17 protein-coding genes are annotated in these 20,111 nt (G+C 70.6%); 6 read left to right on the top strand and 11 right to left on the bottom strand.

The window, feature by feature from the left end:
- Positions 1-140: 140 nt before the first annotated feature.
- A complete protein-coding gene (locus tag ACFY3D_RS13845; protein WP_389978973.1) occupies positions 141-1,625 on the bottom strand; it encodes a DUF1996 domain-containing protein in 1,485 nt (494 codons plus the stop codon).
- A 243-nt stretch (positions 1,626-1,868) separates the two neighbouring features.
- Positions 1,869-2,735 (bottom strand): hypothetical protein, encoded by an 867-nt coding sequence (locus ACFY3D_RS13840; protein ID WP_389978970.1) that lies wholly within the window; start codon positions 2,733-2,735, stop codon positions 1,869-1,871.
- Positions 2,736-3,346: 611 nt separating this feature from the next.
- On the opposite strand from ACFY3D_RS13840, the gene ACFY3D_RS13835 reads away from it, so the two are divergent.
- Complete coding sequence (locus tag ACFY3D_RS13835; RefSeq protein ID WP_389978967.1) at positions 3,347-4,780, top strand: aldehyde dehydrogenase; 1,434 nt, start codon at positions 3,347-3,349, stop codon at positions 4,778-4,780.
- A 261-nt stretch (positions 4,781-5,041) separates the two neighbouring features.
- Here the strand turns inward: ACFY3D_RS13835 and ACFY3D_RS13830 are convergent, their stop codons facing one another.
- The 3 genes from ACFY3D_RS13830 to ACFY3D_RS13820 form a co-directional block, all read right to left on the bottom strand.
- Positions 5,042-6,421: an acetate/propionate family kinase gene (locus tag ACFY3D_RS13830; protein WP_389978964.1), complete on the bottom strand. Its 1,380-nt coding sequence runs from the start codon at positions 6,419-6,421 to the stop codon at positions 5,042-5,044.
- Positions 6,418-8,463, bottom strand: a complete 2,046-nt coding sequence (pta, locus tag ACFY3D_RS13825) for a phosphate acetyltransferase (protein WP_389978960.1) — start codon at positions 8,461-8,463, stop codon at positions 6,418-6,420. Before pta ends, ACFY3D_RS13830 begins: the two co-directional genes overlap by 4 nt.
- A 186-nt stretch (positions 8,464-8,649) precedes the next feature.
- Positions 8,650-9,426 (bottom strand): alpha/beta hydrolase, encoded by a 777-nt coding sequence (locus ACFY3D_RS13820; protein WP_389978957.1) that lies wholly within the window; start codon positions 9,424-9,426, stop codon positions 8,650-8,652.
- Between the two features lie 336 nt (positions 9,427-9,762).
- On the opposite strand from ACFY3D_RS13820, the gene typA reads away from it, so the two are divergent.
- From typA to ACFY3D_RS13805, 3 genes are all read left to right on the top strand, one after another.
- Positions 9,763-11,616 (top strand): translational GTPase TypA, encoded by a 1,854-nt coding sequence (gene typA / locus ACFY3D_RS13815; protein WP_350949322.1) that lies wholly within the window; start codon positions 9,763-9,765, stop codon positions 11,614-11,616.
- A gap of 392 nt (positions 11,617-12,008) precedes the next feature.
- The gene (locus tag ACFY3D_RS13810) at positions 12,009-12,542 is read left to right on the top strand and encodes a superoxide dismutase family protein (RefSeq protein WP_389978954.1); all 534 of its coding nucleotides are present in this window, start codon (positions 12,009-12,011) and stop codon (positions 12,540-12,542) included.
- On the top strand, positions 12,539-12,685 hold the full coding sequence (locus ACFY3D_RS13805; protein ID WP_389978951.1) for a hypothetical protein: 147 nt from the start codon (positions 12,539-12,541) through the stop codon (positions 12,683-12,685). Before ACFY3D_RS13810 ends, ACFY3D_RS13805 begins: the two co-directional genes overlap by 4 nt.
- A 199-nt stretch (positions 12,686-12,884) precedes the next feature.
- Here the strand turns inward: ACFY3D_RS13805 and ACFY3D_RS13800 are convergent, their stop codons facing one another.
- Both ACFY3D_RS13800 and ACFY3D_RS13795 read right to left on the bottom strand, forming a co-directional pair.
- Complete coding sequence (locus ACFY3D_RS13800; protein WP_389978948.1) at positions 12,885-14,033, bottom strand: sensor histidine kinase; 1,149 nt, start codon at positions 14,031-14,033, stop codon at positions 12,885-12,887.
- 2 nt (positions 14,034-14,035) lie between these two features.
- The gene (locus tag ACFY3D_RS13795) at positions 14,036-14,692 is read right to left on the bottom strand and encodes a response regulator transcription factor (RefSeq protein ID WP_362899542.1); all 657 of its coding nucleotides are present in this window, start codon (positions 14,690-14,692) and stop codon (positions 14,036-14,038) included.
- Between the two features lie 152 nt (positions 14,693-14,844).
- Here ACFY3D_RS13795 and ACFY3D_RS13790 point away from each other — a divergent pair, with 152 nt between their 5' ends.
- Entirely contained in the window at positions 14,845-16,278 is a 1,434-nt protein-coding gene (locus ACFY3D_RS13790) for a phospholipid carrier-dependent glycosyltransferase (protein ID WP_389978945.1), read from the top strand.
- Here the strand turns inward: ACFY3D_RS13790 and ACFY3D_RS13785 are convergent.
- From ACFY3D_RS13785 to ACFY3D_RS13770, 4 genes are all read right to left on the bottom strand, one after another.
- Complete coding sequence (locus ACFY3D_RS13785; RefSeq protein WP_362899538.1) at positions 16,220-16,672, bottom strand: hypothetical protein; 453 nt, start codon at positions 16,670-16,672, stop codon at positions 16,220-16,222. The two genes, ACFY3D_RS13790 and ACFY3D_RS13785, sit on opposite strands and share 59 nt — an antisense overlap.
- Entirely contained in the window at positions 16,669-17,187 is a 519-nt protein-coding gene (locus ACFY3D_RS13780; RefSeq protein ID WP_389978941.1) for an RNA polymerase sigma factor, read from the bottom strand. Before ACFY3D_RS13780 ends, ACFY3D_RS13785 begins: the two co-directional genes overlap by 4 nt.
- 91 nt (positions 17,188-17,278) lie before the next feature.
- Positions 17,279-18,295: a polysaccharide deacetylase family protein gene (locus ACFY3D_RS13775; RefSeq protein ID WP_389978938.1), complete on the bottom strand. Its 1,017-nt coding sequence runs from the start codon at positions 18,293-18,295 to the stop codon at positions 17,279-17,281.
- Between the two features lie 253 nt (positions 18,296-18,548).
- Positions 18,549-19,127: a helix-turn-helix domain-containing protein gene (locus tag ACFY3D_RS13770; protein WP_389978935.1), complete on the bottom strand. Its 579-nt coding sequence runs from the start codon at positions 19,125-19,127 to the stop codon at positions 18,549-18,551.
- Between the two features lie 85 nt (positions 19,128-19,212).
- On the opposite strand from ACFY3D_RS13770, the gene ACFY3D_RS13765 reads away from it, so the two are divergent.
- Complete coding sequence (locus ACFY3D_RS13765; RefSeq protein WP_389978932.1) at positions 19,213-20,067, top strand: EamA family transporter; 855 nt, start codon at positions 19,213-19,215, stop codon at positions 20,065-20,067.
- Positions 20,068-20,111: the final 44 nt, after the last annotated feature.

The raw sequence follows: 20,111 nt of genomic DNA, 5'->3' as shown, positions 1-20,111 counted from the left end.
GACCGGGCCGCGTCGAGCTGTGGCCCGCGGCACCGCACGATCACGGAACGCGGGATCACCGTCAAGCGAGCGTGCCGGTGGCCCCGCGGGACGCGGGGCCACCGGCACGGCAGGTCATGCGAGGTGGTGGCGGGGATCGGTCAGCGACCCCAACCCGGCGTGGTGCCGCACTTGGCTTTCGCGTTGAGGCAGACCTTCACGAGCGCGCCGAGCGTCTCCGGCGTCCACGCGTTCATGAAGTCCCCGTGGATCGAGGACGGCAGGCCCGACGACAGCGCCAGGCCGTCACCGCCGAGGGAGTCGTAGCCGAGCATGAACGAGAGGTTGGGGACCGCGACCGGGTAGTCGCCGGAGCACGTGCCGTTCTTGGCCGGCCCCATGTGCGACTTGTGGTCGGGCGAGTCGATGTGCTTGCCGTCCCAGCAATCCTGGAACGTCAGCTGGTAGATCAGGTTGCCGCCCGGGGCGCAGACGGGCCAGTTGCCGTCGGCGCTACGGCCGGTCTCCGCGCTGCCGGCGCACCAGAACTGGCCGGAGGCACCCTTCGGCGTCGCCACCTGCCGCTTCGCGTCGCCCTGCACCACGCGCAGGCCGGGCGGGAACGGCACGACCTCCGACGGGTCCTTGAGCCGGGAGCCGTAGTACACGCGGAAGTTCTTCATCGGGACCGGCTTGCCGTTCTTCAGCAGGGTCGGTGCCCAGTAGGCGCTGTTGTCCCCGAGAGCGTCACAGGTCGTGGCGCTCTTGAGCAGGTCCTCCGTCGTGGTGTTCGCCGACACCTTCGGGCCGAAGAAGGTGTGCAGGTGGGAGGCGCCGACCAGGCCGGGCAGCACGATCGGGTCGTCCTTGGCCTCGTTGGCCACCGTGCAGTTGGTGTGGAACTCGGGGACCCTCACGATTCCCGCGGGGACCGCCTGGGGCGCGACCTTGTTGTAGATGTCCAGGGCCTTCTTCCACGCGGCCTGGTTCACCGGCACCCAGCCGACGGCGGGCGTGGTGGTGGTCGGGGTGGCGCTGGACGTCGGCTTGGGCGTCGCGGTGGTGGTCGGCTTCGGGGTCGAGGTGGGAGTCGGGGTCGGGTTCGTGGTGCCCGAGCCGGTGCCGAAGACCTGGAACTCCCACAGCGAGACGCCGTACTGGCCGGACCGCTTGGTCGCGTACAGCCGCACGAACCTGCCGGTGGCCGACAGGTTGATGGTCTGGACGCCGCCCTTGCCCGCTGTGGTGCTGTGCACCGTCTTCCAGGGGCCGTTACCGCCGGCGGCGGTCTGGATCTGGAACGCCGTCGCGTAGGCGTTCTCCCAGTTGATGACGATCTTCTTGATGGCGGTGGACCTGCCGAGGTCGACCGCGAGCCACTGTGGGTCGCTGAACTTGCTGCCCCAGCGGGTGCCGGCCTTGCCGTCGACGGCGGCCGCGGCCGACAGGTCACCGCGCTCCGCCGAGGAGGCGATGGCGGTACGGCCCTGCGAGAGGGGCACCTCGGCCGCGGCGGCCGGGGAGGTGACGCTCACCATGGAGGCGCCCAGGAGGCCGACGAGAACACCGGCCAGCGACAGGCGGCGGACCTGGCGTACGACGGACCCGCGTCCGGCTCGGATGCCGCGCGAGGCGGTTGTGCTCATAGTGAATGAAGTCCTTGTCCTGTTGGGGAATCTCGGAGGGGACGTCTGGCGGCGCTCGCATGTGCCGCCACACAGGAGACCCCCAGGCCACGAGCGGACAACGAAAACTTCGGAAAAGCTCGAAACTTTTGTTGCCCGTCCCGCGCCCGGCCCGTCTACGGAATACGCCTGGCCTGAGTCCGATCCCGCAGGGCAAGGTCGATCGATCTTAACGAGATCACCGCAGGTCAGAAGCCTGGCAGCTCAGAACATCGAGATGTGGACGTGGTCGATGTGGTTGGCGGTGTTGCCGCCTCGGTTGGACATCATCTTCCATCCGGCGCCCGTACGGACGTCGTAGTACTTCTGCTGCCAGATGATGTACATGACCCCCAGGCGGTTGCCGTTGTCGATGGCCCACTGGGCGAGGCGGTTGCCGCGCGCCAGCGCGTCCGCCGCGGGGACGCTGCCGCCGGAGCTCATCATGAAGTCGCAGGCCCGGCCGCTGCCGTGTTCGCCGGGGTCGCCGGGGCGCAGGCAGCCGTAGCCGTAGGGCATCGGGAAGTTCTGCAGCACGAGGTTGCGCATGGTGACCGTACGGGGGGTGAGGCCGCCGTTGCCCGAGGGGGTCTGGAAGCCGTACTTGGCCAGGAGTCTCTCGATCCTGACCCGCTGCCGCTTGAGGTCGGCGATGTCCTTCTTGAGCTTGACGATCTTCGCGTCGGCGGACTTCTCCGCGGTCTTGGCCTTCTTGACGAGGTCCCTGACCCGGTTGAGCTGGCTGGCTCGGCGACTGGCCAGGTGGGACATGGTGGCGGCCTGGCTGAGGGCCTGGTTGGCGTCGCCCTGGAAGCTCAGCAGGCTGCCGTCGTCGAGGGCGCCGCCCATGTAGGCGGTCTGGGCGAAACGCACGACGTCGGTCTCGGCCCTGGCCAGGGCGCGCCTGAGGCTTTTGGCGGTGGTGGTGGCCTTGCCGGCCTGGACCCGGGTCTCCTCCAGGCTCTGCACCTGACCGCGGTAACTCTTGTTGATCGCGGCGGCCTCTTGGGTGAGCCTCTTGAGTTCGGCCTCGGGGTTGGGTCTGGCGGTCCGGAGGGGCGCGGCTCCGGCGACGGCGGGCGACAGGATCATCACGGTGAGTGTTACAGCCAATGCGGCTGCGCGAGTCGGCCTCACGCTTCGCTCACCTCCGAGCACCCTCATAGACGGAGCGAAACTATAGAAGGCGATCTTGACGCTCGCCACCGGAACGAAGGAACTCGCGCACCATTGGTGAACTATATGCCCCTTTAAGGGGATTTAAAGAAGTACTGCAGGACATGCCACTCCTGTCACTCCGGTGAATCCTCGCACAGAACACACCACGCCGCCCGCACCGGGATGAGCATCACGAAGACCACCGTCAAGACCCCGCGAAGGCCATCGCCGGGACCGTCACGAAGAGCGCCCCACGAGCGTCACGAAGAGCGCGACGAAGAAGTCCGGCCAAGAGCGTGACGAAGAGTCCGACGACGACACGGCGAGGACCCGGCTGAGACGCCACGAGGATGAGACGCTACGAGGACACGGCGAGAGCGCGGGAAGGGCTCCGAAGACGTCCGGCGACTCTTGTCATCAGCGGTAGAACATGATTCGGTCTCAAACAGCGTCTCAAGCACCGGCAGGGCGCGTCGCGTCCTCCCCAGCCGATGAGACCATCCGAGAATCGCGACTCTGGCCCGCCCACCAGGAGGCAACACATCATGCGCCAGCACGACACGCTCTTCATCGGAGGCGACTGGGTGGCCCCCGCGGGAACCGACGTCATCGACGTCGTCTCCCCTCACACCGAGGAGGTCGTCGGCCGGGTCCCCGACGGCACCCCGGCCGACATGGACCGGGCGGTGGCCGCCGCCCGCCAGGCGTTCGACCACGGCCCGTGGCCGCGGATGACGATGGCCGAGCGCGCGGCCGTCGTCGGCAGGCTCGCCGAGATCTACGCGGCCCGCCAGGGCGAGATCGCCGAGCTCATCACCCTGGAGATGGGCTCCCCGATCACCTTCTCCCAGCTGGCGCAGGCCCCGCAGCCGCTCGGCATGCTCCAGTACTACGCCGAGCTGGGCAAGACCTTCCCCGTCGAGGAGGAGCGCCCCGGCACGTTCGGCAGCGTGACCGTCCGCCGCGAGCCGGTGGGCGTGGTCGCCGCGGTGGTCCCGTGGAACGTCCCGCAGTTCGTCATCATGATCAAGCTGGCCCCGGCCCTCGTCGCGGGATGCACGGTCGTGGTCAAGCCCGCGCCCGAGACCCCGCTCGACTCCTACCTGCTGGCCGAGATGATCAAGGAGGCGGGCATCCCCGACGGCGTGGTCAACATCGTCGCCGCCGGGCGCGAGACGAGCGAGTACCTGATCTCCCACCCCGGCGTGGACAAGGTCGCCTTCACCGGCTCCACCGCCGCCGGGCGGCGCATCGCGGCGATCTGCGGCGAGCAGCTCAAGCGGTGCACCCTGGAGCTGGGCGGCAAGTCCGCGGCGATCATCCTCGACGACTGCGACCTGCCCTCCGCGATGGGCTTTCTCTCGATCGCCTCGCTGATGAACAACGGCCAGGCGTGCGTCGCCCAGACCCGCATCCTCGCCTCGCGCAACCGCTACGACGAGGTCGTGGACGCGGTCTCGGCGATGGTACGGAGCATGCCGGTCGGCGACCCCGCCGACCCGGCCACCGGCATCGGCCCGATGGTCGCCAAGCGGCAGCAGGAGCGGGTCGAGAACTACATCAGGATCGGCATCGACGAGGGCGCCAAGCCGGTCGTCGGCGGCCTGGAGCGCCCTTACGACCGCGGCTGGTACGTGGCGCCGACCGTCTTCGCGGGGGCCACCAACGAGATGCGCATCGCCCGCGAGGAGATCTTCGGGCCGGTCCTGGCCGTGATCCCGTACGAGGACGAGAAGGACGCGGTCCGCATCGCCAACGACAGCGACTACGGCCTCGCGGGGACGGTGTGGACCGCCGACACCGAGCGCGGCATGGACATCGCCCGCCAGGTGCGCACCGGCACCTACGGCGTGAACCTCTTTATGATCGAGAACAGCTCGCCCTTCGGCGGCTTCAAGGGCAGCGGCCTCGGCCGCGAGCTGGGCCCGGAGGGGCTGTCCGCCTATCTGGAGTACAAGTCGATCGCCCGTCTGGGCTGAGGGGACCGCTCCCCGGGCGTGCCCGTACGGCGCACACCGTTCCACGGTTGCCGGGTCGGTTCGTTGGACCACCCCCAGGTGTGCCCGTACGGCTCGCGACGAGTCGTACGGGCACACCGCCGGACGGCCGCCCAACGCACCCCCGCGACGCTGGGCGACCGTCCGGCCACGAGAAGTATGGCCCACGACGATCCCCGAACGATGATTCGGTTTCGCGCACTTCTCGCGGCGGATTCGACCCGCTGCCGTGATAGACGTCTTTCAGCCGCGAAAGGTTCGGGAAACGACGGAAAGAGTTTGGCGGGCGATCTCGAACTCCTCGTCCGTGGGGATCACCGCGACCTTCACGGCCCCGCCGTCGGCGGAGACGAGCGTGTCGCCGCGGGCGTTGCGCACCGGGTCGACGGCGATGCCGAGCGCCCCGAGACCGGCGAGCGCCCGCTCCCTGACCAGGGCGGAGTTCTCCCCGACACCGCCGGTGAAGGCGATGACGTCGACCGTGCCGAGGACGGCGTAGTAGGCGCCGACGTACTTGCGGAGCCGGTGGCAGTAGACCGAGAGGGCCAGTTCGGCGTCGGGGTCGCCCGCGGCCACCCGCTCCGTCACCGCGCGCATGTCGTTGTCCCCGCACAGGCCGAGCATGCCGCTGCGCCGGTTGAGCAGCGCGTCGATCTCGTCGAGGGACATGCCCGCCGTACGCGCCAGGTAGAGGACCACCGCCGGGTCCAGGTCGCCGCTGCGGGTCCCCATCACGAGCCCTTCGAGCGGGGTCATGCCCATGGACGTGTCCACGCACCGCCCCGCGGACACCGCCGAGGCGCTGGCCCCGTTGCCAAGGTGCAGGACGATCACGTTGGCCTCGGGCCCACCGGCGAGGAGTGCGGCCTGGCGCGAGACGTAGGCGTGTGAGGTGCCGTGGAAGCCGTAACGCCGCACGCCCAGCCGCGCGGCCACCTCGCGGTCGATCGCGTACGTCGAGGCGGCCGGGGGGATCGTGGCGTGGAAGGCGGTGTCGAAGACGGCGACCTGCGGCAGGTCGGGGCGGAGCCGCCGGGCGACCTCGATGCCCGCCAGGTTCGCGGGGTTGTGCAGCGGCGCGAGCGGGATGAGCCGCTCGATCCCTCTCACCACCTCGTCGGTGATGAGGGTGGGCCGGGTGAAGTCCGTCCCCCCGTGCACCACCCGGTGCCCGATCGCGGCGAGTTCCGGGGAGTCGAGTCCCAGTCCTTCGGCGGCGAGCCGCTCGGCGACGGCCTTCAGCGCCGCCCGGTGGTCGGGTACCGGGGAGCCGGGCTCGCCGATGCGCTCCACCGTTCCCGAGGCGAGCCGCTCGGCGCCGGACAGGAGCCGGTACTTCAGCGAGGAGGACCCCGAGTTGAGGACGAGCACCCGGCCCGGCTCCCCGGCCCCGTCGTCCTCCCGCGCCGGGCCATTCCCCCGGCCCGCGTCACCGCCCACCGTCGAACCACTCCCCCGAACCGCTCCCCCCTCCCGGCCCGCGTCACCCTCACGCACCGAACCACTCCTGTGGACCACGTCACCCGCCCGGCCCGCGTCACTCGCCCGCACCACATCACTCCCGTGGTCGGTACCCCCGTCCAGGCCGGAGACCTCGGTCGTCCGCGCGGCTCGTTCGCTCATTCGGTGACCTCCTGCGCCTGTACGGCGGTGATGGCGACGGTGCTCACGATGTCGGTGACCAGGGCTCCGCGCGACAGGTCGTTGACCGGCCTGCGCAGTCCCTGCAGGACGGGTCCGACCGCGACGGCTCCGGCCGAGCGCTGCACGGCCTTGTAGGTGTTGTTGCCGGTGTTCAGGTCCGGGAAGATCAGCACGGTCGCCCGGCCGGCGACCCGCGACCCGGGCAGCTTGGCGGCGGCGACCCTGGCGTCCACCGCCGCGTCGTACTGGATCGGCCCCTCGACCAGCAGGTCGGGGGCCCGTTCCGCGACCAGGGCGGTGGCGGCGCGGACCTTGTCGACGTCGGCGCCGCTGCCCGACTCGCCGGTGGAGTAGGAGAGCATCGCGATCCTCGGCTCGACGCCGAACCGCCTCGCCGTACGGGCCGAGGAGATCGCGATGTCGGCGAGCATCTCGGCGCCGGGGTCGGGGTTGATCGCGCAGTCGCCGTAGACGAGCACCCGGTCGGCCAGGCACATGAAGAAGACCGAGGAGACGATCGAGGTGTCGGGCACCGTCTTGATGATCTGGAAGGCGGGCAGGATCGTGGCGGCCGTGGTGTGCGCGGCCCCGGAGACCATGCCGTGCACCAGGCCCCGGTGCAGCATCATCGTGCCGAAGAAGTTGACGTCGGCGACCACGTCCATCGCCGGCTCGAAGGTCATCCCCTTGTGGGCCCTCAGCGCCGCGTACTCCTCGGCGAACGACTCCCGCAGCGGCGAGGTGAGCGGGTCGACGACGGTCACGCCGGACAGGTCGAGGCCGAGGTCGCCGATCCGCCGCCGCACCACGTCCTCCCTGCCGAGGAGGGTGAGGTCGACGATGCCGCGCCGCAGGAGGATGTCGGCCGCCCGCAGGATGCGGTCCTCCTCGCCCTCGGGCAGCACGATGTGGCGCCGGTCGGCTCGCGCCCGTTCCAGCAGGGTGTGCTCGAACATCATCGGGGTGACCCGTTCCGAGCGGGTCAGTTCGATCCTGTCGGCGAGACCGGTCGCGTCCACGTGCGCCTCGAAGTGGCCGAGGGCCGTCTCGATCTTGCGGGGGTTGTCCGCGGTGAGCCGTCCCTCCAGCTCGGCGAGGGTGGTCGCCACGGTGAAGCTGTCCTGTTTGGCCGCGAGCACCGGCACGCCGGGCGCGAGGCGGGCGGTGAGCTCCATCACGGCCTCGCTGGGCCGCTCCCCCACGGTGAGGACGACCCCGGCCGGTCTCGCCGTACCGGCGGCCTCGACGGCGAGCGAGACCAGCAGCAGGTCCGCGCGGTCGCCCGGTGTGATCACGAGCGCGCCGTCGACGAGGTGCTCAAGGAAGACCGGCAGCGTGGCCCCGCCGAAGACGAAGCCGAGCACGTCGCGGAGCAGCCCGTCCTCGGCCCCCTGGATGAACTCGGCGTCCACGGCCCGCATGACCTGTCCGACGGTCGGCGCCGACAGTGAGGGGTGCTCCGGTACGGCGTAGTGGGGCACCGGCAGGTCGCACTCGATGACCGTGCCCTCGGGCACCCGGTTGGCGATCACCGCGAGCACGGTGCAGCCCAGGTCGGAGAAGACCTGGTAGCCGGTGCGCATCTCCGTCGCGATCTCCTCGGCGTCGTCGCCGTGCGCGCCCACCACCACGATCACCGGAGCGCCGAACTCGGCGGCGAGGCGGGCGTTGAAGGCGAGCTCGCGCGGCAGGTCGTCGGTGTCGAAGAAGCTGCCGAGCACCAGCATGGCGTCGCACTCGCGCTCCAGGGTGTGGAAGCGGGCGACCAGGCGGCCGATGAGCTCCTCGGCGCCCCGCTCCGCGTAGATCTCCGCGGCCTCCTCGGCGCTCACCCCGGTCGCCGAGGCCGCGGGGCGGTATCTGGCCCGGAGCAGCTCCATCACCCGGTCCTCACCGCCACCGGTGATCGGCCGGAACACTCCCGTGCGGTCGGCCCGCCCGCTCAGCAGCTCCATCATGCCGAGCTCGACGATCTGCCTGCCGTCTCCCCGCCCAAGACCCGCAACGTAGATGCTTCGCATGCGTCCTGTTCCGTCCCCTCGCCGCCGCCTCGTCGCTGCCCGTGCCGCCGCCTCGGGCCGGTGTCCGTACCGCTGCCTGGGCCACTACCCGCGGCCGTCGCCGCTGCCCGCCGCCGTCACGTCACCTTCGTCACGTCACCTTCGCCGCGTCGCCTCGTCACGTCGCCTTCGCCATACGGTCAATCTTCACGAGGATAGACATTCCGGAGGGCCGGAACGGGTCGCGACCCACCTCCCGACGCGACGGACCAGATCCGGTGTGGCCGCCGTCTCCGCGTGGCCGAAGCCGGGTTCGATCCACAGCTCCTTCGGCTCGTTCGCGGCCTCGTAGATCTGGTACGCGTGGTCGAGGGGGAAGAACCGGTCCGCGTCGCCGTGCACGACCAGGAGCGGCACCGGTGAGATCTTCGCCGCCGCCTCGTACGGCGCCAGCGGGAGCGGGTCCCACACGCCCTTCATGATCCGGGTGCGCTTGCCGAGCCGCGCGGCGAGCCGCCCGGCCGGTCTCTCGATCGCCCAGTGCACCTGGCGCATCGGCCTGGTCCCCCGGTAGTACCACCGGGCGGGCGCGCTCACCGACACCACCGCCTCCACGCCGCCCAGCACCCCCGCGTGCCGTACGGCGACCGCCCCGCCCATGGAGAACCCGACGGTCACCACCCTGCGGTAGCCGATCGCCCGCGCGTGCCGTACCGCCGCCTCCATGTCGAAGATCTCCCTGTCTCCCACGGTCGACATACCTGCGGAACGGCCGTGTCCCCTGAAGTCGAACGCCACCACCCCGCCGAACCCGCCGAGCACGTGGGCGATACGGCGCGTGGCGCGTTCCCTGAACGATCCGGTGAAGCCGTGGGCGAGGACGATCCCGAGATCGTCCGCGCCGCGTGAGGGGCTGTGGGCGGCGTCTATCCGCAGGTTGTCCCGGGTTCTGAGCATCGCGGGAAACGAGGGTGCGAGAGGCATGGATCCGAGCTTAGGCAGTGCCGGTCGCCCGGTCGCGCCCCGCCCGTCCCCCTTCTTCCGTGCCCCGTCCGCGCCCCGTTCACAGCCGGTCCGCCTCGCTCACCCCCGCCCGCGCACCGGACACCCCCGGCCCGGTCGCGAACCCGCCGCGGCAGGGCCGAAACCGCGATCCGCGCTACCTCCCGCCGCCCTCCGCCGGAGGGCTGGAGGGTGTCCCGCGGGTGAATTGACGCACCTCATATGCCGGACACGTGAGAGCGATTGTCCGGATCAACTAAAATAGGAGGGCCGCACAGTCCGCGGTCAGCCTCCACGATCACAGAGTGAGACTCCATCATGCCTTTGAACAGCCGCGACGACCTGCGGAACATCGCGATCATCGCGCACGTCGACCACGGCAAGACCACTCTCGTGGATGCCATGCTCTGGCAGTCGGGCGCCTTCCGCGTCAACCAGGACGTGGACGACCGCGTCATGGACTCCAACGACCTTGAGCGCGAGAAGGGGATCACCATTCTCGCGAAGAACACCGCCGTCAAGCACGGCGGCATGACGCTCAACATCATCGACACCCCCGGCCACGCCGACTTCGGCGGCGAGGTCGAGCGGGGCCTGTCCATGGTCGACGGTGTCGTGCTGCTGGTCGACGCCTCCGAGGGGCCGCTGCCGCAGACCCGGTTCGTGCTGCGCAAGGCGTTCGCCGCCAAGATGCCGGTCATCCTGTGCATCAACAAGGTCGACCGCCCCGACGCCCGGATCAAGGAGGTCGTGGACGAGGTCTACGAGCTCTTCATCGACCTGGACGCCACCGAGGAGCAGATCGACTTCCCGATCGTCTACGCCTCGGCCAAGGCCGGGCGCGCCTCGCTCAACCGTCCCGAGGACGCGGCGATGCCGGACTCCGAGGACCTGGAGCCGCTGTTCGAGGTCATCAAGAACACGATCCCGGCCCCGGTGTACGACCCGACGGCCCCGCTGCAGGCGCACGTCACCAACCTCGACGCCTCCTCCTACCTGGGCAGGATCGCGCTCTGCCGCATCCACCAGGGCACCATCAAGAAGGGCCAGCAGGTCGCCTGGTGCCGCACCGACGGCAGCATCCAGCGGGTGAAGATCACCGAGCTGCTGATGACCGACGCGCTGGAGCGCAAGCCCGCCGAGGAGGCGGGGCCCGGCGACATCATCGCGATCGCCGGCATCCCGGACATCATGATCGGTGAGACCCTCGCCGACCCCGACGACCCGCGCCCGCTCCCCCTCATCACGGTCGACGAGCCCGCGATCTCCATGACCATCGGCACCAACACCTCTCCGCTGGTCGGCAGGGTGAAGGGCTCCAAGGTCACCGCCCGCATGGTGAAGGACCGGCTCGACAAGGAGCTCGTCGGCAACGTGTCGCTGCGCGTCCTGCCGACCGACCGCCCCGACGCGTGGGAGGTGCAGGGCCGTGGTGAGCTCGCGCTCGCCATCCTGGTCGAGCAGATGCGCCGCGAGGGCTACGAGCTCACCGTCGGCAAGCCGCAGGTCGTCACCAAGCTCGTCGACGGCAAGGTCCACGAGCCGGTCGAGCGGGTGACCATCGACTGCCCTGAGGAATACCTCGGGGCGATCACGCAGCTGCTCGCCGTCCGCAAGGGCCGCATGGAGCACATGACCAACCACGGCACCGGCTGGATCCGCATGGAGTTCGTGGTCCCGGCCCGCGGCCTGATCGGTTTCCGCACCGAGTTCCTCACCGAGACCCGCGGCACCGGCATCGTGAACCACGTCTTCGAGGACTACGAGCCGTGGTTCGGCGAGCTGCGCACCCGCAACAACGGCTCGCTCGTCGCCGACCGGCCGGGCCCGGTGACCCCGTTCGCCATGCTGAACCTGCAGGAGCGCGGTGTCCTGTTCGTCCAGCCGACCACCGAGGTCTACGAGGGCATGATCATCGGTGAGAACTCGCGCTCCGACGACATGGACGTGAACATCACCAAGGAGAAGAAGCTCACCAACATGCGCTCCTCGACGAGCGACACGACGGAGACGCTGATCCCGCCGCGTCAGCTCTCGCTGGAGCAGGCGCTGGAGTTCATCCGCGAGGACGAGTGCGTGGAGATCACGCCGGAGAACGTGCGCATCCGCAAGGTCGTCCTCGACGCCTCGACCCGCGCCCGCACCACCGCCCGCGCCAAGCGCGCCAACTGATCCTCACCACCCCCGTCCCGCCGGGCGCCTCCGGCGGGACGGGGGTGGTCTCGTCTCGTACGACTTTCCCGTCACGCTCGCCCGGCGTGGCCTCGGGCGGCACGCCTCCGTACGGCCCGGTTACGCCTCGGACGGCCTCGCACGGTACGGCTTTGCCCGATGAGACGGCGTGGTTCCCCCGGTTCCCGTCCCCACCTGGGGTAGGAAGCCTGTACCGGGCTCCCCGCCGTCTCGGGGAGCCCGGGACTCGTACGGGGGGATATCTCATGCTTCACAGAACCTGTCTCGCCCTGGCCGTCGCGCTCGGGACGACGGTGCCGGCTCCGGCCGCCCAGGCGATATCGCAGATGTCACAGATGCCACACACGTCACATATGTCGCAGATTTCACCGATGTCATCGCCGGGACCCCAGTCGTCGGCCAAGGCCGTCATCAAGAACACCGCGGGGAAGAACGTCGGTTCCCTGAGCATCGCCGAGCAGCCGGACGGCAAGTCCAAGCTGACGATCACCGTCGGCGGCCTGCCGGCCGGATTCCACGGCTTCCACGTTCACATGAAGGGCGTCTGCGACCCGAAGTCGACCGACCCGGTCACCGGCAGCCCCTTCGCCAGCGCGGGCCCGCACTTCACCATCCCGCCGGTCAAACACAGCGACCACTCCGGTGACCTGCCCAACCTCCTCGTCGGCGCCGACGGCACCGGTGCGGCGACCGTCGTGACCGACCGGTTCAGGGTGGGACAGCTCTTCGACCGCGACGGCAGTGCCGTCGTCATCCACGCCCTGCCGGACAACCACTCCAACATTCCCGACCGCTACAGCCACCCGGCCGACCCGAGCCCCGGCACCGGTCCGGACGCGGAGACCCTCAAAGCGGGAGACTCCGGCGGGCGCATCGCCTGCGGTGTGATCACCGGGAACCAGTGACTCCCAACCGCCTTCCAAGAACGGCCGGGCAGGATCCCCTGCAGAAAGGGGGGATCACCATGCAGGTCCTGACCGGCCGGATGCACCTGGCCCTGCTGCTCGCGTGGGTGGCCTTCGCCACGCTCGTGACGCTGCTCACCTGACGTCTTCGTCCGGTACGGCTCCGGTGGGGAGAAGGAGCCATACCGGACCCACCCGAATCGGACCGCCAAAGGCCCCGGGGATGACTCCCCACGCCAGGGAACCGATCGCCCCAGCCGAGCCCCGGTCGGCCGATCCGGCCGAGGACTCCCCGTGCCGGGGAGCCGGTCGCGGAATCGCGCCCGATACGACGACCGGGCGTCAGGGACTCTCGCGCGGCAGCTCGACGGCGACCGTCAGACCGCCCTCCTCCCGGGAGCTCGCGGTCACGGTGCCGCCGTGGGCCTCGGCGACGACCCGCACGATCGACAGGCCCAGACCGCTGCCGCGCTCGGAGCGCAGCCGGTCGCCGTGCAGCCGCCGGAACGGCTCGAAGATCGTCTCGATCTCGTAGTGCGGCACCGGCAACCCGGTGTTGGCCACCACCAGCTCCACCCGGTCGGCGCGAGAGCGGGTGGAGACCCACACCTCGCCGTCGGCGTGGTTGTGCCGGATCGCGTTCTCCACGAGGTTCTGCACGAGCCTCTCGACCAGCACCGGCTCACCGGCGGTCGGCGCGGGGTCCAGCAGCCGGTGGATGGCCACCTCGCGTTCTCCCGCCTCCTTGCCCGCCAGGTCGAGCACGTGCTCGACCACGTCGGTCAGGTCGAAGGGACGGCGGTCGAGGACCGCCTGCTCGCCCTCGGTCAGGGCGAGCAGACCGTCGATCAGCCGCTCGTGGCGGGCGTTGACCAGCAGCAGGGACTCGCCGAGCCGCTTGACGTCCTCCGTCGCGTCGGGCCGCCTGACCGCCACGTCCACGAGGGTGCGGTTGATGGTGAGCGGGGTGCGCAGCTCGTGGGAGGCGTTGGCGACGAAGCGCCGCTGACCGTCGAAGGAGCGGGCGAGACGGCCGACGATGGTGTCGACGATGTCGGCGAGCTCCTTGACCTCGCCGTCGCGGCCGGCGTAGGTGATGCGGCCGCTGAGGTCATGGCTCTGGGCGATGTGCCGCGCGCTCGCGGTGACCTCCCTGACAGGGCGGAGCGCCCAGGTCGCGGCCCGCCAGCCGATCACCGTCGCGAGCCCGGCGCTCACGAACACCGCGAGGCCGCCCAGGGTGAGGACCTTGTTGATCGTGTCGGCCTGGTAGACGCGCCTCACCTGCGCGACGCGCTGCTCCGCCACCCGATACTCGGAATGCTCCGGGCTGTAGAACATGCCCGCGACCCGGATGTACGCGGGATGTCGCAACCCGTCGCGGGGCTCCAGGCTCTGCCGTACGAGGAAGGCGAGTCCCCCGACCAGCATGACGCCGACGTAGAGGGTCACCGTGCCGCAGATGACGGCGAGCCGGAAACGAACGCTCATCCTCATGGAATCCGGTATCCCACTCCCGTGACGGTCTCGATGACCGGCGGGTCGCCGATCTTCCGGCGCAACTTCATCATCGTCGTTCTCACCGTGTTGGTGAACGGGTCGGTGTGCTCGTCCCACACCTTCTCCAGGAGCGTCTCGCTGGAGACCACCGCCCCTGCGGCGCGCAGCAGCTCGGCCAGCACGCCGAACTCCTTGCGTGCGAGCGGCACGTAGCGGCCGTCGCGGAACACCTGCCGGTGCGCCCGGTCCAGGCTGATGCCGGCCCGCACCAGCACCGGCGGGTCGGCGGGGCGCACCCGGCGGCCCAGTGCGTGGACGCGGGCCGTCAGCTCCTCGAAGGCGAACGGCTTGGGCAGGTAGTCGTCGGCGCCCAGGGCGAGCCCCTCCACCCTGCAGCGCACGTCGCCCGCCGCGGTGAGCATGATGATCCGCACCTCGCCGCCCTCGGCGACCACGGTCCTGCACACGTCGTCGCCGTGCAGGCCGGGCAGGTCCCGGTCGAGGACGAGCACGTCGTAGGCGTGCAGCCGTAGCCGTTCCAGCGCCGCCTCCCCGTCGTAGGCGACGTCGACGGCGAGCGCCTCCCCGCGCAGCCCTTCCGCGATCGAGTCGGCGAGCATTCTCTCGTCCTCGACGACCAAAACCCGCACAGTGTGCCTCCCCCTGGGCCGAATCGCGCCAGCGTGCCACAGGTCGCATAACGCGGGCATAACCGGATTCGGTGACGTCAAGGTTATCGATCACTCGCTGGACTGCTCCCACCGTGCCGGAATTCTCCGGCCCTGAATCGGGGGAACCATCCATGCTCGCCTCACCCGGCGGCGTCACGACCGTACCCACAGCGCCAGGACCGAGCGCGCCGGGTAACCGCCTCCTCGGCGGTCACCTGCCGTTCGCCGTCGCGATCGCGCCGGCGGCGGGGCTCCGCGTCCTCGTCATGCTCGGCTACGACACCGCCCAGCTCTACTGGTACGACTCCTTCACCTATCTCAACACCGCGGTCCACCTGGAGCCGTCGGGCGCGTTCCATCCGGCCGGGTACTCCTTCCTGCTCAGGCTGCTGCTGCCCTTCCACAGCGTCGTGCTCGTCGCGGGCCTGCAGCACCTGATGGGCCTGGGCACGGCCCTGATGATCTATCTGGTGCTGCGCCGTCACGCGCTCCCCGGGTGGGGTGCGGCGCTGGCCACCCTGCCCCTGCTGTTCAACCCCGCGTTCCTGCGGCTCGAACACGCCGTGCTCTCCGACACCCAGCTCATCTTCCTCATCACCGCGGCCCTCACGGTCCTGATGTGGCGGGCGAGGCCCTCGGCGCGGGCGGCCGCCGTGGCGGGCCTGCTGCTGGCGCTGGCCGGGCTCACCCGCACGGTCGCGGTGCCGCTGCTCGGTCTGGTCCTGCTCCACCTGCTCCTGCGGCGGGCCGGTTGGAAGCGGGTGGTCGCGCTGGCCGCCGCCGGACTGCTGCCGCTCGCCGCCTACGCGGGCTGGTACCAGCAGCACCACGGGCGGTTCGCGCTGAGCGGCTCCGACGGCGTGGCGCCGTGGGCGCGCACGATGACGTTCGCCGACTGCTCGGTGATCAGACCACCGGCGAGGGAGGCGGTGCTCTGCCCGAACGGCACGGTGGTCGACGCCGCCTCCGAGTACGTCTGGGCCGCCGACGCCTCGCTCAACAGGTTGCCGGGAGGCCGGTTCGCCCACAACGACCTGGCCAGGTCCTTCGCGCTGCGCGCCATCGCCGCGCAGCCGTTCGACTATCTCCGCGAGGTCGTCCGCGACACCTCGCTCACCTTCGCCGCGACTCCGGTGCGCCATCCCCTGCGGGTCTCCCCCGCCCTCACGTTCCCCGTCGGCTCCTGGTCGCTGCCCGCCTTCCCGCTCATCGACCAGGTGCGCCGGGAGTACGACGGCGACATCCGGGGGATGTCGTCGGTCGAGCCCTACGGGAGCCTTCTCGGCGCCTATCACTACCCCGGAGTCCTGCACGGCCCGCTGCTCGGCGCGCTCCTGCTGCTGGGCGGCGTCGGAGCCGTCGGGCGGCGGCGCGCGGCCCTGCTGCCGTGGGCCGCGGCCGTCTTCCTGCTTCTCGCCCCGGTCGCCGTGCTCGACTTCGACCACCGCTACGTGCTTCCGTCGGTCCCGATGGCCTGCCTCGCCGCGGCTCTCGCCGCGGCGGGCCTCAGCCGCCGAGTTCGCGCTTACGTCGCAGCAGGGCGGCGCGGTCGGCGCGGGCCCTGAGCAGGACGGCCACCGCGAGCACGGTCAGCGTCGCGGCGACGGCGACCCCCGCCATGCCCGTCCAGGTGCCCTTCGCGACGGCGACCGCGGCCGTTCCCGCCGTCAGCAGGCCCGTCGCGGCCACCGCCAGCCAGGCGGCGATCACCCGGTCGAGGGCGAACAGCGGGGTCCTGCGGCTCAGTGCCCAGGCCCCGTAACCGGCCCAGGCCAGACCGAGCGCGACCAGCGCGCCGAAGGCGAGGTGCGTACGGCCGGGCAGGGCGGGCTCGGTGGCCCACAGCAGGCCGACGAACAGCGCCCCGCCCAGGCCGCCGAGCAGCGCCACGACGTTGGCGATCCGGCGGCGCAACGACAACGGGCCGGACAACCTGGCGATCATGTCATCGGGGTTCATCGGTATCCCTCCTCCGTGAGCTGTTCGCGCAGCATGCGCCGCGCGCGGGACAGGCGTGACTTGACCGTGCCGACGGGGACGGCGCAGACCTGCGCGCAGTCCTCCAGGGAGAGGTCCTGCAGGTAGAACAGCACGAGGACCTCCCGCTCCCTGACCGGCAGGCCCGCCAGACCCGAGAGCAGGTCGGCGCTCTCCACGAGGGCGTCGATGGGATCGGCGGACGCCCGTTCCTCCTCCAGCGGAATCTCGGGCCTGGCGTACTCCTCGCGGAGCCTGTCGGCCACCGCGCGCCTCGCGATCGTGAACAGCCAGGGCGCGAACCTGCCCGGCTCCTTCAGGCGCGGCAGCCCGCGCACCACGGCCACCCAGACCTCCTGAGCCACGTCGTCGGCCCGCGAGGGTCCCAGCATGCGCCGTACGTAGTTCCACACCGGATCGTGCCAGGCCCTCACCAGCTCCGCGAACGCCTCACGCTCGCCGAGCCGGCACCGGACCACCAGCAGTTCGTCAGTCACCCTGCCTCCTCGCCCTGGACAGTCGGGAAACGGGTGCGAAAGGTTCACGCCTCTTCCGCCGGGCCTTCCACCGAGTTTCCTCCCCGGCGCGTCATCCCTCCCTTCGCGGGACTCTCTTGCGCCTTTCCCCCCTTTCTTCGCCGGACTCTCCCAGGAGCCTTCCGCCCCTTTCCTCACCGGCCTCCTCGTCGGCGGTGCGGTCGTCCCGGCCCGTGTAGTACTTCCTCCCCGGCCTGGGGCGTCCGCCGTACAACTCGGACAGCGTCACGAACCTGTAGCCCTTGGCGGCGAGTTCGTCCAGCATCCGGGGGACGGCCTGGATCGTGGAGAGGTGGATGTCGTGCATCAGCACGATGGAACCCGGTTCGGCCTGGGCCGCGCGCCGGGCGATGACCGCGGGGTCATGGTCACGCCAGTCGAGCGTGTCGACGTCCCACATGATCTGGGCGAGCCCCAGATAGCGGCTCTCGGTGGCGACCCGGGTGTCGGTCAACCCGTACGGCGGGCGCATGAGGATCATCGCGACCCCGGTCGCCTGCTTGACGAGCCACTGGGTACGCCCCAGTTCCTCCCTGATCCCGGCCTGTGACAGCAGGGGCAGTTGCGGGTGGTCCCAGGTGTGGTTGCCCAGCTCGTGTCCCTCGGCCACCATCCTGCGCAGGGTTTTCTCGCCGTCTCCCAGGGCCATGCGTCCGACGACGAAGAAGGTCGCCTTGGCCCGGTGCCTGGCGAGGATGTCGAGCAGGGACTCGGTGTAGGTCCCAGGCCCGTCGTCGAAGGTGAGCGCCACGCACCTGCTTCGCTCGCAGTCGATGCGGCGCGCCCGGGGAGAGACGGGGAGGTCCTCCCACGCCCAGTGCCGCCGTGCCGCGCCGGGTCCGAGCCCGGGGACGGTGGCGGGTTTCTCCGGCCCCGCGGGTCCCGTCGGGGCGGGAGAGGTCACGGTCGCCCGTTCCACCGAACCCACCATGGTGACCGGGGAGGTGCATCCCCAGAGCGCGAGCAGCGACGCCACCGGCACGATCCACACCCGCCATACCCGCATGCTTCCCCCCGAAAGCATCGCGGGGACGGCGAGCGGCCCGGCCGGGTCCCCCCGCAAGATCATGACCGGGTATTCCACCAGGATGAGGCATCGACCGCCGGTTACCCGTACCGACGCGCCACTTCACGCCACATCCGGAGAGATACGCATCTGGTGGCCGTCTCATCCGATGGGACCGGTTAGAGCTTCAAAGTGCCCAAGACAGGCGGACCACGCATATGCGGGCGGCCATGACATGGCGCGGCACGCGCCCGCCGGGCCTCGGAAAACGGCCAGGTGTCGGCCGGGCGGGGCCCGGGTCGGTCCGCTCGACGGCTCAGGAGCGGTCGGGCGTCTCGCGGGGTTCGGTCACCACCATCATGAACCGCAGGGGGGTGTCCTCCTCGTTGGCGTACCGGTGCGGGCGGTCGGCGCTGAACACGACCGCGTCGCCCGTCTCCGCGATGTGGTTCTTGCCGTACACCGAGAGGGTGAGCCGCCCTTCGAGGACGGTCAGCATCTCGCGCGTGCCCGGGGGGTGGGCGTCGCCGTCGTGGTGGTCGCCGGGGGCGAGCCGCCAGTCCCACAGCTCCAGGATGGCGGGCGCGTCGGTGCCGACCAGCAGGCGCGCGGTGCTGGAGACGCCGTGCGGGAAGGTGACGACGTCGGCGCCGCTGACCACCCGGACCACGGGGGTGTCGGAGACCTCCACCATTCGCGCGACCGTCACCCCGAGCGCGTCGGCGATGCGGGTGAGCGTGCTGATGCTCGGGTTGGTTCTGCCCTGCTCGACCTGGACGAGCATGCCCCGGCTCACTCCCGAGCGCGCGGCGAGCTCGTCGAGGGTCATCTGCCGGTGCGCCCGCTGTGCCCGCACGTTGTTGGCGACCGCGGCGGTGATCGTCTCTGGATCCATGAGTTCAGTGTAGTGAACCCGATTTGCACTCTATTGCACTACATATATTGTACTTTCAGTACACTCCATTGAACCGAGGTGACCTGTGACGGCTGTGGTGCTGGCGACGACCTGCGCGGTGGTGTACGGCGCCGCCGACTTCCTCGGCGGGCTGGCCACCCGCAGATCACGGGTGCTCGCAGTGGTGCTCCTCTCCCAGATCGCCGGGCTCGCTCTGATCGCCGCGCTGCTGCCGTTCCTGCCCGAGCGCCCCACGCCCGCGGCCCTCGCCTGGGGCGCGGCCTCCGGCCTCTGCGGCACGGCGGGGGTCGTGCTGTTCTACCGGGCGCTGGCGGGCGGCGTGATGTCGGTGGTGGCGCCGATCACCGCGACGTTCTCCGCGGCGCTGCCCGTGCTGTTCGGGCTCGCCGTCGGGGAGCGCCCCGAGCCGGTCGCGCTGGCCGGGGTGGTCCTCGCGCTGCTCGCGGTCCTGCTGGTGAGCCGCGGCTCCCCGGGCGGGGAGGCGAGCCGGGGACGCCGGGGACGCCGAGAACACGGCCCGGTCCTGGCCTCGCTCGCCGCGGGCGCGGGTTTCGGCGGGTTCTTCATCATCATCGCCCAGGCTCCGGCGGACAGCGGCATGTGGCCGCTCTTCGGGGCCCGCCTGATCTCGGTCACCTTCATCGCCCTGTCGGCCCTCGCCGTCGGCCGCCTCTCGCGTCCCGGTTCCGGCACGCTGCCCGTCATCATCGCGGCCGGAGCGCTCGACATGGTCGCCAACGTGCTCTTCGTGCTCGCCCAGCAGCGCGGGATGCTCAGCCTCGTCGCCGTCCTGGTCTCGCTCTACCCGGCGAGCACCCTGGTGCTCGCCCGCCGTTTCCTGGGAGAGCGGCTCAACACGGTCCAGGCGGTGGGGATCGGATTCACCCTCGCCGCGGTCGCGCTGATCGCGTCCGGTTGACACGATGTCGCGAACTGACTCTGTTGTGTTGAAGCCGGGCGCTT

Origin of the sequence: Streptosporangium sp. NPDC000509 (assembly GCF_042898365.1) — a bacterium.
GTDB lineage: Bacteria > Actinomycetota > Actinomycetes > Streptosporangiales > Streptosporangiaceae > Streptosporangium.
This window is presented reverse-complemented; position numbering and strand designations above follow the sequence as displayed.